This is a genomic window from Superficieibacter electus (assembly GCF_002915575.1).
GTDB lineage: Bacteria > Pseudomonadota > Gammaproteobacteria > Enterobacterales > Enterobacteriaceae > Superficieibacter > Superficieibacter electus.
This window is the reverse complement of record NZ_PQGD01000016.1, coordinates 44,225-57,880: the sequence shown is the minus strand read 5'-3', so window position 1 is coordinate 57,880 and position 13,656 is coordinate 44,225. Positions and strand designations below refer to the sequence as shown.

At 53.5% G+C, this 13,656-nt stretch carries 15 protein-coding genes; 9 read left to right on the top strand and 6 right to left on the bottom strand.

Going from position 1 to position 13,656, the window contains the following annotated elements; genetic code table 11:
- The first annotated feature begins 144 nt into the window (after positions 1-144).
- On the top strand, positions 145-2,688 hold the full coding sequence (gene cyaA, locus CHU32_RS19040; RefSeq protein WP_103677576.1) for a class I adenylate cyclase: 2,544 nt from the start codon (positions 145-147) through the stop codon (positions 2,686-2,688).
- 122 nt (positions 2,689-2,810) lie between these two features.
- Here the strand turns inward: cyaA and cyaY are convergent, their stop codons facing one another.
- The 3 genes from cyaY to CHU32_RS28060 all read right to left on the bottom strand — a co-directional run bounded on the left by cyaY (position 2,811) and on the right by CHU32_RS28060 (position 4,209).
- Positions 2,811-3,131 carry an iron donor protein CyaY gene (cyaY, locus tag CHU32_RS19035; protein ID WP_103677575.1) on the bottom strand — a complete coding sequence of 107 codons (321 nt, stop codon included), beginning with the start codon at positions 3,129-3,131 and terminating at the stop codon, positions 2,811-2,813.
- A gap of 79 nt (positions 3,132-3,210) precedes the next feature.
- A complete protein-coding gene (locus tag CHU32_RS19030) occupies positions 3,211-3,801 on the bottom strand; it encodes a phosphatase PAP2 family protein (protein ID WP_103677574.1) in 591 nt (196 codons plus the stop codon).
- A gap of 210 nt (positions 3,802-4,011) precedes the next feature.
- Positions 4,012-4,209 (bottom strand): hypothetical protein, encoded by a 198-nt coding sequence (locus CHU32_RS28060; RefSeq protein WP_133159270.1) that lies wholly within the window; start codon positions 4,207-4,209, stop codon positions 4,012-4,014.
- Positions 4,210-4,320: 111 nt separating this feature from the next.
- Between CHU32_RS28060 and lptM the strand changes: the two genes are divergently transcribed.
- From lptM to corA, 8 genes are all read left to right on the top strand, one after another.
- Positions 4,321-4,524 carry an LPS translocon maturation chaperone LptM gene (gene lptM, locus CHU32_RS19025; RefSeq protein WP_103677573.1) on the top strand — a complete coding sequence of 68 codons (204 nt, stop codon included), beginning with the start codon at positions 4,321-4,323 and terminating at the stop codon, positions 4,522-4,524.
- Between the two features lie 36 nt (positions 4,525-4,560).
- Entirely contained in the window at positions 4,561-5,385 is an 825-nt protein-coding gene (dapF, locus tag CHU32_RS19020) for a diaminopimelate epimerase (RefSeq protein WP_103677572.1), read from the top strand.
- A complete protein-coding gene (locus CHU32_RS19015) occupies positions 5,382-6,089 on the top strand; it encodes a DUF484 domain-containing protein (protein WP_103677571.1) in 708 nt (235 codons plus the stop codon). The genes dapF and CHU32_RS19015 overlap by 4 nt, the downstream gene beginning before the upstream one ends.
- Entirely contained in the window at positions 6,086-6,988 is a 903-nt protein-coding gene (xerC, locus tag CHU32_RS19010) for a tyrosine recombinase XerC (protein WP_103677570.1), read from the top strand. The genes CHU32_RS19015 and xerC overlap by 4 nt, the downstream gene beginning before the upstream one ends.
- Positions 6,988-7,704, top strand: a complete 717-nt coding sequence (gene yigB, locus CHU32_RS19005) for a 5-amino-6-(5-phospho-D-ribitylamino)uracil phosphatase YigB (RefSeq protein WP_103750911.1) — start codon at positions 6,988-6,990, stop codon at positions 7,702-7,704. Before xerC ends, yigB begins: the two co-directional genes overlap by 1 nt.
- A gap of 100 nt (positions 7,705-7,804) precedes the next feature.
- Positions 7,805-9,967, top strand: a complete 2,163-nt coding sequence (uvrD, locus tag CHU32_RS19000) for a DNA helicase II (protein WP_103677568.1) — start codon at positions 7,805-7,807, stop codon at positions 9,965-9,967.
- A 148-nt stretch (positions 9,968-10,115) separates the two neighbouring features.
- The gene (gene ysgD, locus CHU32_RS28455) at positions 10,116-10,172 is read left to right on the top strand and encodes a protein YsgD (RefSeq protein WP_211180520.1); all 57 of its coding nucleotides are present in this window, start codon (positions 10,116-10,118) and stop codon (positions 10,170-10,172) included.
- 149 nt (positions 10,173-10,321) lie between these two features.
- The gene (gene corA / locus CHU32_RS18995; protein ID WP_103677567.1) at positions 10,322-11,272 is read left to right on the top strand and encodes a magnesium/cobalt transporter CorA; all 951 of its coding nucleotides are present in this window, start codon (positions 10,322-10,324) and stop codon (positions 11,270-11,272) included.
- A 40-nt stretch (positions 11,273-11,312) separates the two neighbouring features.
- Here the strand turns inward: corA and CHU32_RS18990 are convergent, their stop codons facing one another.
- The 3 genes from CHU32_RS18990 to yigI all read right to left on the bottom strand — a co-directional run bounded on the left by CHU32_RS18990 (position 11,313) and on the right by yigI (position 13,588).
- Positions 11,313-11,693, bottom strand: coding sequence for a DUF2628 domain-containing protein (locus tag CHU32_RS18990; RefSeq protein ID WP_103677566.1), 381 nt, complete (start codon positions 11,691-11,693; stop codon positions 11,313-11,315).
- 485 nt (positions 11,694-12,178) lie between these two features.
- Positions 12,179-13,069, bottom strand: coding sequence for an EamA family transporter RarD (gene rarD, locus CHU32_RS18985; protein WP_103677565.1), 891 nt, complete (start codon positions 13,067-13,069; stop codon positions 12,179-12,181).
- A 51-nt stretch (positions 13,070-13,120) separates the two neighbouring features.
- Positions 13,121-13,588 (bottom strand): acyl-CoA thioesterase YigI, encoded by a 468-nt coding sequence (gene yigI, locus CHU32_RS18980; RefSeq protein ID WP_103677564.1) that lies wholly within the window; start codon positions 13,586-13,588, stop codon positions 13,121-13,123.
- Between the last annotated feature and the right edge of the window lie 68 nt (positions 13,589-13,656).

Genomic DNA, 13,656 nt, shown 5'->3' with positions numbered 1-13,656 from the left:
TCACGTTTTAAGCCATTTGTTCGTCTCCCTCACCATTATCAGAAAGACGGCAAATGGGGACATTTATTTGAATTACTGAAACTTCTGGCTTCGCGCAGCAGTGGCTGCTCAGAGGCTCAGGTTTCAAACATCAGGCGATATGTCTTGTACCTCTATATTGAGACGTTGAAACAGAGACTGGATGCCATCAACCAACTGCGTGTCGATCGCGCACTGGCTGCGATGGGGCCTGCTTTCCAGCAGGTTTACAGTTTACTGCCGACATTGTTGCATTATCACCATCCGCTGATGCCGGGTTACCTCGACGGTAACGTTCCCCAGGGCATCTGCTTCTACACGCCTGATGAAACCCAACGCCACTACCTTGATGAACTCGAGCTTTACCGCGGTATGCCGCCGCAGGAAACGCCAAAAGGCGAACTGCCAATTACCGGCATTTACTCCATGGGCAGCACGTCTTCGGTCGGGCAAAGTTGCTCCTCGGATCTCGACATTTGGGTATGTCATCAGGCCTGGCTTGATAACGACGAGCGCCAACTGTTACAGCGTAAATGTAGCCTGCTTGAATCCTGGGCCGCTTCTTTAGGCATCGAGGTCAGTTTCTTCCTGATCGACGAAAACCGTTTCCGTCATAACGAGAGCGGCAGCCTGGGCGGCGAAGATTGCGGCTCCACGCAGCACATCCTGTTACTGGACGAATTTTACCGTACCGCCGTGCGCCTCGCGGGCAAGCGTATTCTGTGGAATATGGTGCCGGGCGATGAAGAAGAGCATTACGACGATTATGTCATGACGCTTTACGCGCAGGGGGTACTAACGCCGAATGAGTGGCTTGATCTGGGCGGCCTCAGCTCGCTTTCCGCTGAAGAGTACTTCGGTGCCAGCTTGTGGCAGCTTTATAAAAGCATCGATTCCCCCTATAAAGCGGTGCTGAAAACCCTGCTGCTGGAAGCGTATTCGTGGGAGTATCCTAATACCCGCCTGCTGGCAAAAGGCATTAAACAGCGTCTGCACGACGGTGAGATTGTCTCTTTTGGGCTCGATCCCTACTGCATGATGCTGGAACGTGTTACCCAGTATCTGACCGCGATTGACGACACCACGCGCCTTGATCTTGTGCGTCGATGTTTTTACTTAAAAGTCTGTGAAAAACTTAGCCGCGAACGCGCCTGCGTTGGCTGGCGTCGTGAAGTCATCAGTCATTTAGTCAACGAGTGGGGATGGGACGAAGAGCGTCTCGCCATGCTGGATAACCGGGCCAACTGGAAAATCGATCAGGTGCGTGAAGCGCATAACGAACTGCTCGACGCCATGATGCAAAGCTACCGTAACCTTATCCGCTTTGCGCGCCGTAACAACCTCAGCGTTTCCGCCAGCCCGCAGGATATCGGCGTGCTGACGCGTAAGCTTTATGCCGCGTTTGAAGCGTTGCCGGGAAAAGTCACGCTGGTTAACCCGCAAATCTCGCCGGATCTTTCCGAGCCGAATCTGACCTTCATCCATGTACCGCCAGGCCGCGCCAACCGCACCGGCTGGTACCTGTATAACCGTGCGCCGAACATGGAATCGATCGTCAGCCATCAGCCACTGGAATATAACCGTTATCTTAATAAGCTGGTGGCGTGGGCCTGGTTTAACGGCCTGCTGACCTCACGTACCCGCCTGTTTATTAAGGGCAACGGTATTGTTGACCTGGCGAAGTTACAGGAGATGGTAGCGGACGTTTCCCATCATTTCCCGTTGCGTCTGCCTGCGCCGACGCCGAAAGCACTCTACAGCCCGTGTGAAATTCGCCACCTGGCGATTATCGTCAACCTTGAATATGACCCGACGGCAGCATTCCGCAATCAGGTGGTGCATTTTGACTTCCGCAAGCTGGATGTCTTCAGCTTTGGCGAACAGCAAAATTGCCTGGTTGGCAGCGTGGACCTGTTGTATCGAAACTCGTGGAATGAAGTGCGTACGCTGCACTTCAATGGCGAGCAGGCGATGATTGAAGCGCTGAAAACGATTCTTGGTAAAATGCATCAGGACGCCGCGCCGCCGGACAGCGTTGACGTCTTCTGCTACAGCCAGCATCTGCGCGGCCTGATCCGCACCCGCGTGCAGCAACTGGTCTCTGAGTGCATTGAACTGCGTCTCTCCAGCACCCGCCAGGAGACCGGACGCTTCAAGGCGCTGCGCGTGGCTGGCCAGACGTGGGGACTGTTCTTTGAACGCCTGAACGTCTCGGTACAGAAACTGGAAAACGCCATTGAATTTTACGGCGCGATTTCCCATAACAAGCTGCACGGTTTGTCAGTGCAGGTTGAGACCAATCAGGTCGAGCTTCCGGCCGTTGTCGATGGCTTTGCCAGCGAAGGGATCATTCAGTTTTTCTTCGAAGGCACCAGCGACGACAATGGCTTTAATATTTATATTCTCGACGAGAGTAACCGCGCTGAGGTGTACCACCACTGCGAAGGTAGTAAAGAAGAGCTGGTACGCGACGTCAGCAGATTCTACTCGTCATCGCACGATCGCTTCACCTATGGCTCCAGTTTTATCAACTTCAACCTGCCGCAGTTTTATCAGATTGTTAAAATCGACGGTCGCGTGCAGGTGATCCCGTTCCGTAACCAGCCGATGACCATCCCGCCAGCCAACCAGGATAACAACACGCCGCTATTGCAGCAGTATTTCTCCTGATATTTCGCCGGATGGCGATGCTGGCGTGCCGGGTGGAGCGAAGCGCAACCCGGCGGTCGGTTATTGCGTATTGAGGGTCGGGTTTCGGCTGACGCCTCACCCGACCTGCGCTTATTTAGCCCTTAACGGAAGTTAACGGCTTCACCCGCCTGCTGCGTTGCCGCCTGCTCCAGCAAATCCCAGAACGTTTCGCCGCTGCGGTCACACACCCACTCGTCGCCTTTCAGGTCAAAATGGTAGCCGCCCTGTTTGGTCGCCAGCCACACCTGGTGCAGCGGTTCCTGCCGGTTAATAATGATTTTGCTGCCGTTTTCAAAGCTGATAGTCAGCACGCCGCCGTTAATTTCACAATCAATATCACTGTCGCCGTCCCAGTCGTCCAGACGTTCTTCGATGGTTTGCCATAGCGCGTCGGCAAGGCGATGAAATTCACTGTCGTTCATGTTGACGTCTCACTGATAAATAGTGACCAGAGTATACAGGAAAACCGCTAAGGTTAACGGCGCACGTTTACGCCGTAATTTACATCAGCCAGCCATAAATGCCATAAACCGCCCAGCCCAGCGCCGCACCAGCGGGAAGGTCAAGCAGATAGTGTTGTTTGGTAAATGTACAGGAGCAGGCAATCAGTAGCGGGAACAGAAATACCCAGGGACCCAGAGTACCAAGCGCCAGCAGCGCGGTAAGCGTGGCGACGGAGACATGCATACTTGGAAAGCAGTTTGACGAGTCATCGAACTTTTGGACAAATAGCAGGAATTTTTCGGACCAGCTCTTACCGGTATTAATGGTGCGCCAGTGTTTAGGCGTGGAAACCGGAAACAAGCTGAAAAATGCCATTTGTAGCACCAGCAGAATGATGTAGGTGAAAATGATAATGATAAAATGGTGCTCGTCGGTAACGATCCAGTTAATGTAGAGGATCGCCGGGTAGTAAAGAAAACTGTAAACCCATGACCACCCCGGCCAGAATGGAATTTTTTCATCAAGCGAGGAGTTAAATTCACGCGCCTCTCTCAACATGTGCCGCTGGGTAAAAAAGTAGAACTGATAAACACCAACAATAATAATGCCACTAAGTATTAAGTGAATAATATAATCAAGAGGTCTCATTGGTTATTCCTTTAACGCACGGGGATCGCTATCGGGATACCCTATCCCGCTTTCAGACTACCAGGTAGTCCATCTGTTTAAAATATCATGCTCATATCCGCCGCTACAATAACATGAGAAGACACTTGCCAGAATCCGATATAGTTTTCCGGATTCGATGGTTATCTTTAATGGCCGTTAAGAAAGGAAAATACGCTGCCACTTATTCTTTTAGTAATAGAGGCGATCCTGATACTGCGCGATTGTGTGGCTAATCACATTAAATTTTTCCGGATCGACGCCGGGCAGCGTTTCTACCCGGCAATCGTTGCCGCGTGACGTAGCGGCACGGGTACGCCACGTGACCTTGCCCAGTTGCATATCAAAATCAGTAGAGCATATCTTCCCGTGCCATTTCGTTTTAACCACGGTAATCCGTTGCTTTTCGGATTTTATAAAGATCCCCGCTAAAGACTTGCTTTTGCCTCTTCTCCTGCGATGATAGACAACAGAAAGCATGAACTTACAGGCAAACCTCCAATGAAAAACGTTTTCCGTTCGCTGGCTGTTTTACTCACGCTCTTCAGCCTGACGGGCTGCGGTCTGAAAGGGCCACTTTATTTCCCGCCGGCTGATGATAAAGCACCTCCGCCGACGAAAAAGGTCGAGCCACAAACGCAAAGTTCCACGCCAGATCGTAACGATCGCGCAACGGGTGACGGTCCTTCTCAGGTTGACTACTGACCGTTTTGTTCTGTAACCGCGCACATGGAGCAGATAATGCAGTTCTCAAAAATGCACGGCCTGGGTAATGATTTTATGGTCGTTGACGCGGTGACGCAGAATCTCTTTTTTTCACCAGAGCTTATCCGCCGTCTGGCGGACAGGCATCTGGGCGTTGGCTTCGATCAGTTATTGGTGGTAGAACCGCCTTACGATCCCGAACTCGATTTTCACTACCGTATTTTTAATGCCGACGGCAGTGAAGTGGCGCAGTGCGGCAATGGCGCTCGCTGTTTTGCCCGCTTTGTGCGGCTGAAAGGGCTGACCAACAAGCGCGATATTCGCGTCAGTACAGCGAATGGCCGAATGGTGCTGACCGTGACGGAAGATGAGCTGGTACGGGTCAACATGGGTGAGCCGAATTTTGAGCCGTCGCAGGTGCCGTTTCGCGCCAACAAAGCGGAAAAGACCTATATTATGCGCGCTTCAGAGCAAACCATACTGTGCGGCGTGGTCTCAATGGGAAATCCCCATTGTGTGATTCAGGTCGATGATGTGGCCAGCGCAGCGGTGGAAACATTGGGGCCAATCATGGAAAATCATGAACGGTTCCCGGAGCGGGCAAACGTCGGCTTTATGCAGGTAGTCAGCCGGGAGCATATTCGCCTGCGCGTCTATGAGCGCGGTGCAGGCGAAACGCAAGCCTGCGGCAGCGGTGCCTGTGGCGCGGTTGCCGTCGGGATCTTACAGGGGTTACTGGCAGAAGAGGTTCGCGTTGAACTGCCCGGCGGACGTCTTGATATCGCCTGGAAAGGTTCGGGTCATCCGCTGTTTATGACCGGCCCGGCAACACATGTTTACGACGGATTTATCCATTTATGAAACAGATTGGGGAAGAGCAACTGGATACGCCAGCGGTGCTGGATGACAGCCTCGTCGCGGACTATCTGCTGCAACATCCTGAATTTTTCATTCGCAATGCCCGACTGGTAGAGCAGATGCAGGTGCCGCACCCGGTGCGCGGTGCCGTCTCGCTGGTCGAGTGGCATATGGTGCGCGCGCGTAATTATATCAATCAGATGGAAGATGATATGACGCTACTGATGGAGCAGGCCAGTGCCAATGAGAGCTTGTTTCATCGTTTGCTGAATTTACAAAATCGTCTGGCGGCAGCGGACAGCCTGGAAGAGATGTTAAATCGTCTCCACCGCTGGGCGCGCGAACTGGGTCTTGCGGGTGCGACCCTCCGTCTGTTCCCCGATCGCTGGCGCATCGGTGCGCCGTCGCGATTTACCCACCTGGCGCTCAGCCGTCAGGCGTTTGAGCCGCTGCGCATTCAGCGTCTGGGTCAGGAAAATCACTACCTTGGTTCACTCAACGGGCCGGAACTGTTGGTCGTGCTACCTGAAGCAAAAGCCGTAGGATCGGTGGCGTTATCGCTGCTGGGCCGCGAGGGCGATCTCGGGGTGATGATTTTTAGCAGCCGCGATCCGCATCATTATGAAAAAGGGCAGGGTACGCAGTTGCTTCAGGAAATCGCTCAGATGCTGCCCGGTCTGCTGGAACGCTGGATCGAGCGCGTATGAGCGACTCTCCGCTGTTTGATGCGGTCTCGCGTTTCCTGCGCTATCTCAGCGTCGAGCGCCAGCTTAGCCCGGTAACGCTGCTTAATTATCAGCGCCAGCTTGATGCGCTTATCGCGCTTGCTGAAGACGCCGGACTCAAAACGTGGGCGCAATGTGACGCCGCAATGGTGCGTAACCTGGCGGTGCGCAGCCGACGTAAGGGCCTCGGTCCCACCAGTCTGGCTTTACGCCTTTCCGCACTGCGCAGCTTCTTCGACTGGCAGATTAGCCAGGGCGAGCTGAAGGCCAATCCGGCAAAAGGCATCACAACGCCGAAAGTGCCGCGCCACCTGCCGAAAAATATTGATGTCGATGATGTGAACCGCCTGCTGGATATCGATTTAAACGATCCGCTGGCGGTACGTGACCGGGCGATGCTGGAAGTGATGTACGGCGCAGGGCTACGTCTCTCCGAGCTGGTGGGACTGGATCTTAAGCATCTGGATCTCGACACCGGCGAAGTGTGGGTTACGGGTAAAGGCAGCAAAGAGCGCCGTCTGCCCATCGGGCGCAATGCCACGGTCTGGATTGAGCACTGGCTCGATCTGCGCGGATTGTTCGGCAGTGATGAAGACGCGCTGTTTTTATCGAAGCTCGGCAAGCGTATCTCAGCGCGTAACGTGCAAAAGCGGTTTGCCGAGTGGGGCATCAAGCAGGGCCTTAACAGTCACGTGCATCCCCACAAGCTGCGCCACTCCTTTGCCACCCATATGCTGGAGTCAAGCGGCGATCTGCGCGGCGTTCAGGAGCTGCTGGGCCACGCCAATCTGTCGACCACCCAAATCTATACCCATCTTGATTTTCAACACCTTGCCTCAGTCTACGACGCGGCGCATCCGCGCGCCAAACGGGGGAAATAATGCGCTTTTACCGACCACTCGGCGCTATCTCAGCGTTGACATTTGATCTCGATGACACGCTTTACGATAACCGCCCGGTGATCCTGCGTACCGAGCAGGAGACGCTGAAATTTTTACGCAACTACCATCCGTCGCTGGTGGCGCTGGAAAACAGTGATTTTCAGCGTCTGCGCCAGGCGCTACGTAAGGCGGAGCCGGAAATTTATCATGATGTCACTGAATGGCGGCGTCGCGCCGTTGAGCAGGCGATGCTGGACGCCGGGCTGAGCCCGGACGAAGCGGCGGCAGGGGCGGCCGCGGCAATGGTTAACTTCGCGACCTGGCGCAGTCGTATTGACATCCCGCAGGAAACACATGACACGCTGGCGGCGCTGGCCAAAAAATGGCCGCTGGTGGCGATCACCAACGGTAACGCCCAGCCGGAACTCTTCGGTCTCAACGACTACTTTAAATTTGTGCTGCGCGCAGGCCCCGATGGCCGCTCCAAGCCTTACCACGACATGTATCACCTGGCGGCGGAGCGGCTGGCGCTTCCCCTTAGTGAAATTCTGCACGTCGGAGATGACTTGACCACTGATGTTGCGGGGGCCATCCGGTGCGGCATGCAGGCCTGCTGGATCAAACCGGAAAACGCTGACCTGATGCAGGCCACCGACAGCCGCCTGTTACCGCATATCGAAATTTCCCGGTTGGCATCCCTCTCGACGCTGATATAATCACCAGCAGTATTGTATAAATCACCAGGGTTTCTCTGGTCGACCACGCGAAACGCCCCGACGCGTTTCGTGGTTTTTTGTTTTTAACGCGGCGGTGCCAATGGACGTTTCTTACCTGCTCGATAGCCTTAATGACAAACAGCGCGAGGCCGTGGCCGCGACGCGCAGCAATATGCTGGTGCTGGCGGGCGCAGGCAGCGGTAAGACGCGGGTGCTGGTACACCGCATTGCATGGCTGCTGAGCGTAGAAAACTGTTCGCCTTATTCCGTTATGGCGGTGACCTTCACCAACAAAGCGGCGGCCGAGATGCGCCATCGTATTGGCCAACTGATGGGCACCAGCCAGGGCGGAATGTGGGTCGGCACCTTTCACGGTCTGGCGCATCGCCTGCTGCGCGCACACCATCTGGACGCCGGGCTGCCGCAGGATTTCCAGATCCTCGACAGTGAAGATCAGCTACGCCTGCTCAAACGTCTTATCAAAGCGATGAACCTCGACGAGAAGCAATGGCCGCCGCGTCAGGCCATGTGGTACATCAACGGTCAGAAAGATGAGGGGCTGCGGCCGCATCATATCCAGAGTTATGGCAACCCGGTGGAGCAGACCTGGCAGAAAGTGTACCAGGCTTATCAGGAAGCCTGCGATCGTGCCGGGCTGGTGGATTTTGCCGAGTTGCTGCTGCGCGCGCACGAGCTGTGGCTCAACAAACCGCATATTCTTCAGCACTACCGCGAACGGTTTACTAATATCCTGGTGGACGAATTCCAGGATACCAACAACATCCAGTACGCGTGGGTCCGTCTGCTGGCAGGCGATACCGGCAAAGTGATGATCGTCGGCGACGACGACCAGTCGATTTACGGCTGGCGTGGCGCGCAGGTAGAAAATATCCAGCGCTTTCTTAACGATTTCCCCGGCGCGCAAACCATCCGTCTGGAGCAAAACTACCGTTCCACCAGCAATATCCTCAGCGCAGCTAACGCCCTGATCGAAAATAATAATGGTCGGCTGGGCAAGAAGCTGTGGACCGACGGCAGCGAGGGCGAGCCGATTTCACTCTACTGTGCGTTTAACGAGCTGGATGAAGCGCGCTTTGTGGTCAACCGTATCAAAACCTGGCAGGAAAACGGCGGCGCGCTGGAGCATTGCGCCATCCTTTACCGTAGCAACGCCCAGTCGCGTGTGCTGGAAGAAGCATTATTGCAGGTCGGCATGCCGTACCGGATTTACGGCGGTATGCGCTTCTTCGAGCGTCAGGAAATCAAAGATGCGCTCTCTTACCTGCGTTTGATCGCTAATCGTAACGACGACGCGGCGTTTGAGCGCGTGGTCAACACGCCAACCCGTGGGATTGGCGACCGCACGCTCGACGTGATCCGTCAGGCGTCGCGCGATCGTCAGCTCACGTTATGGCAGGCCTGCCGTGAACTGCTGCAGGAAAAGGCGCTGGCAGGACGCGCCGCCAGTGCGTTGCAGCGCTTCCTGGAACTGATCGATGCGCTGGCGCAGGAAACCGCCGACATGCCGCTCCACGTCCAGACCGACCGGGTGATTAAAGACTCCGGCCTGCGGATGATGTACGAGCAGGAGAAAGGCGAAAAAGGCCAGACGCGTATCGAGAACTTAGAGGAACTGGTGACGGCGACGCGCCAGTTCAGCTATAACGACGAAGATGAAGACCTGATGCCGCTTCAGGCGTTCCTGTCCCACGCCGCGCTGGAAGCCGGTGAAGGCCAGGCCGATACCTGGCAGGATGCGGTACAGCTTATGACATTGCACTCCGCTAAAGGGCTGGAGTTCCCGCAGGTGTTTATTGTTGGCGTGGAAGAAGGCATGTTCCCCAGCCAGATGTCGCTCGACGAGGGCGGACGGCTGGAAGAGGAGCGTCGCCTGGCCTATGTCGGCGTTACCCGTGCCATGCAAAAGCTAACCATGACCTACGCCGAAACCCGCCGCCTGTATGGCAAAGAGGTTTACCACCGTCCATCACGCTTCATCGGCGAGCTGCCGGAAGCGTGTGTGGAAGAGGTACGTCTGCGCGCGACCGTAAGCCGCCCGGTCAGCCATCAGCGAATGGGCGCGCCCATTTCCGAAAATGATACCGGCTACAAACTGGGGCAGCGCGTGCGTCACGCGAAGTTTGGCGAAGGCACGATTGTGAATCTCGAAGGTAGCGGCGAGCACAGCCGACTGCAGGTCGCGTTCCAGGGGCAGGGCATTAAATGGCTTGTTGCGGCGTATGCGAAACTGGAGACAGTGTAACCTTAAGAAAAATATCATTATTTTGCAATATTCTGCTAGCCTTAATGACGGAGGGGCAATTATTGCTCAATGGCGTTCCGTTGCGTGTTGACGGCAAATTTCTGCTGGCGTAACATGCGCGCACGATTACGCTAAGAGGACATTCGCCTTGGACACACCCAGTAGATACTGGCTCACTATCCTGTCATCCAGGATCAACTCCTAAGGCTATCCCTTTTTGCTGATAGCCTTAGCGGTTGTCAGCGACTTCTCTTTTTCCCGTCGCGCTGAGTCAGGCTGTTTAATGGTCTGAAACCCCATGTTTCTGTGTGCCCACCGAACTGTCCGATAATTTTTGCATTGGGAGTCCCGGTCATGCTGAGCGCATTTCAACTGGAAAACAATCGTCTGATTCGTCTTGAAGCTGATGAAATCAATCACCTTGCCAGCTCGGTATGGGTGGATTTAGTCGAGCCGGACGATGAAGAACGACACCGTGTGCAAACGGACTTGGGCCAGAATCTGGCAACCCGCCCCGAACTGGAAGACATCGAGGCATCGGCACGTTTTTTTGAAGACGAAGACGGCCTGCATATTCACTCCTTTTTCTTCTTTGAAGATGCAGAAGATCACGCTGGTAACTCCACCGTCGCATTCACTATTCGTGAAGGTCGCCTGTTTACCCTGCGCGAGCGCGAGCTGCCCGCGTTTCGCCTGTATCGCATGCGCGCCCGCAGTCAGGAGATGGTGGACGGTAATGCTTACGAGCTGCTGCTCGATCTGTTTGAAACCAAAATTGAACAGCTGGCGGACGAAATCGAAAACATCTACAGCGATCTGGAAAAACTCAGCCGGGTGATCATGGAAGGCCATCAGGGCGACGAGTATGACGAGGCGCTTTCCACGCTGGCGGAGCTGGAAGATATCGGCTGGAAGGTTCGCCTGTGTCTGATGGATACCCAGCGCGCGCTGAACTTCCTGGTGCGTAAAGCGCGTTTGCCGGGCGGTCAACTGGAACAGGCGCGGGAGATCCTGCGCGATATCGAATCCCTGCTGCCGCACAATGAATCTCTGTTCCAGAAGGTGAACTTCCTGATGCAGGCGGCGATGGGCTTTATCAACATCGAACAGAACCGCATCATCAAAATCTTCTCGGTGGTCTCGGTCGTATTCCTGCCGCCGACGCTGGTGGCCTCCAGCTACGGAATGAACTTTGAGTTTATGCCCGAGCTGAAATGGAGCTTTGGCTACCCGGGCGCAATTATCTTTATGATCCTCGCAGGGCTGGCACCGTATCTGTACTTTAAGCGGAAGAACTGGTTGTAGGCAGGAAAGGTGGTTCAACGAATGTTGAACCACCGAGATGTTACAGACCCCAGGTATTAATACCTTTGACCTCTTTTTCGTAAAACCATTTATTCGTGTTAAGTGCTACATAGGCGGCGACGGCCAGACCCAGTACGTTAATGCCGATTATCGCGCCGATAATGAGTGAGACAATACCCAGCAATAATACGATAATCGCTTTCTTCCATAGCCCCAGGACAAACAGATAAATCCAGGAGAAGAAAAAGGCAATAAAATTCATCTGGATAGTTATTCTCTGCCTTGCTTTCAGGCTTTTAAAAGCTTCTTTATATTCAGGGCTTAATTTCCAAAAACCAGGAAAACCATGTTGATCGTAAAAAGAAAAACGATATTTCCATTTCTCAGAAAGCGAACCATCCTGCATATAATCCTTGTTCATGTAAACTCCATAAATTATTTGGTAGGTGAATCTTTAGGTACCAATAGTAACAGGCTAAACGTTGTAAAATACCATATTAGAAAAAGCGAAATACCGAAACCATCACAATTAAACTCTTCAAAGAACATCAGTATGAAGGAGATGAGATAGATCCCGATAGAGCCACAAACAAAAGATTTTATGTATGGACACCCGCTATCCCTGAGTCGGCGACAATTCAGTATGATAACGATAAAGTGTAAAAGAAGGCACTCAATCAATAGCGAAAATATGCTCTCTGCTGCTATTAAAAAAACAGCCAGAATACCAAAAACAATATTAATTGTTATGAAAATGATGAAATAATGTAATCTTGAAGTCTTTCCTGATAATAGAGACATGATTGATACTAAATTGATAACCCCTTTTTATACGTATGTTCAGCATGATGATATGCCCTCTCTCTTGCAAGGGAGGGCATATTTTTTAGGAATATATTTATTACATTATTTTGGACGTTTTCGCTGCGTATACAGCGCATCCATCACAAACACCGCCAGTGCCACCCAAATAAACGCGAACGTCACCATTTTATCCGTTCCCGGATGCTCATCATAAAACACCACTGCCAGCAGGAACATCAGCGTTGGGCCAATGTACTGGAAAAAGCCCAGCGTCGAGAGCCGCAGGCGGGTCGCCGCGCCGGTAAAGCATAACAGCGGAATGGTGGTAACAACCCCGGCGGCAATTAGCAGCAGATTCAGCGACCACGGGTTTTGTCCCATATGGCTGGTGGCGCTGTCGGCAATACCAAACAGCCAGATTGCGGCTACCGGTAATAGCCACAGCGTTTCAACCAGCATGCCGGTCTGCGCGTCTACAGCAATTTTTTTACGTACCAGGCCGTAAAAGGCAAAGCTGAACGCCAGACCGAGGGCGATAATGGGCAGTGAGCCAAAGGTCCAGAGCTGTACCAGCACGCCGCATGTCGCGAGGATCACCGCCAGCCACTGCATCCGGCGAAAGCGCTCGCCGAGGAAAATCATACCCAGCACGATATTCACCAGCGGGTTAATAAAGTAACCGAGGCTCGCCTCAAGCATATGGTGATTATTTACCGCCCAGATGAACAGCAGCCAGTTGCCGCCGATCAGCACCGCGGAGAGCGCCAGCAGAAAGATTTTTTTCGGCGTCGCCAGTAGTTTTTTAACCTGCGTCCACTGACGGCTAATGCTAATCAACGCCAGCATAAAGAAGAAAGACCAGATCACGCGGTGGGTCAGGATTTCATTGGCCGGAACGTAATAAATCAGCTTGAAATAGGCGGGAGCAATACCCCAGATAAAATAGGCAGCCAGGGCGAGCAACACTCCCTGCCGCGTTTGTTTAGCATCCATCAGAAAAACTCGTTACAAAAAAGTGATTCCAGTCTACCCGAATTTGCCGCCTCAACCCACCATATAAGTGGCGGTTGCGCTGGCGATGTAAACCTGTTCCTCGTTATGTAACTCCACTCGTGCCACTGCGACTTTATTGCCGGCGCGCAACAAACTGCTGGTCGCGGTAAAGCGGTTGCCGCGCCCCGGACGCAGATAATCGACGCGTAAATCAATGGTTCCCATTCTTGAGAGACGCTGACGCAGCTCTTCTTCACTGATGGTGTCATGGCGGGTCAGCGTACTCCCTACGCATACCAGTCCGGCGGCAACATCCAGTGCGGAGGCAATCACACCACCATGGAGGATGCTTTGCGCCCAGTTACCGACCATCATCGGCTGGTTGTTGAAACTCAGCTGTGCAAAGTCTTTTTCATAGCGGTCCAGCTCCAGGCCAAGCGCGCGGTTGAAAGGCATGTGGTAGACAAAAATTTCGCCGACCATGCGGAGCGTCTCTTCGGCGGTAAGGGTGGCTGACATAAGCGTTTCATCTTCCTGATTGTTAATTATATGTTGATTTTATGCTTATGATTTGTTGAATGCCAGAT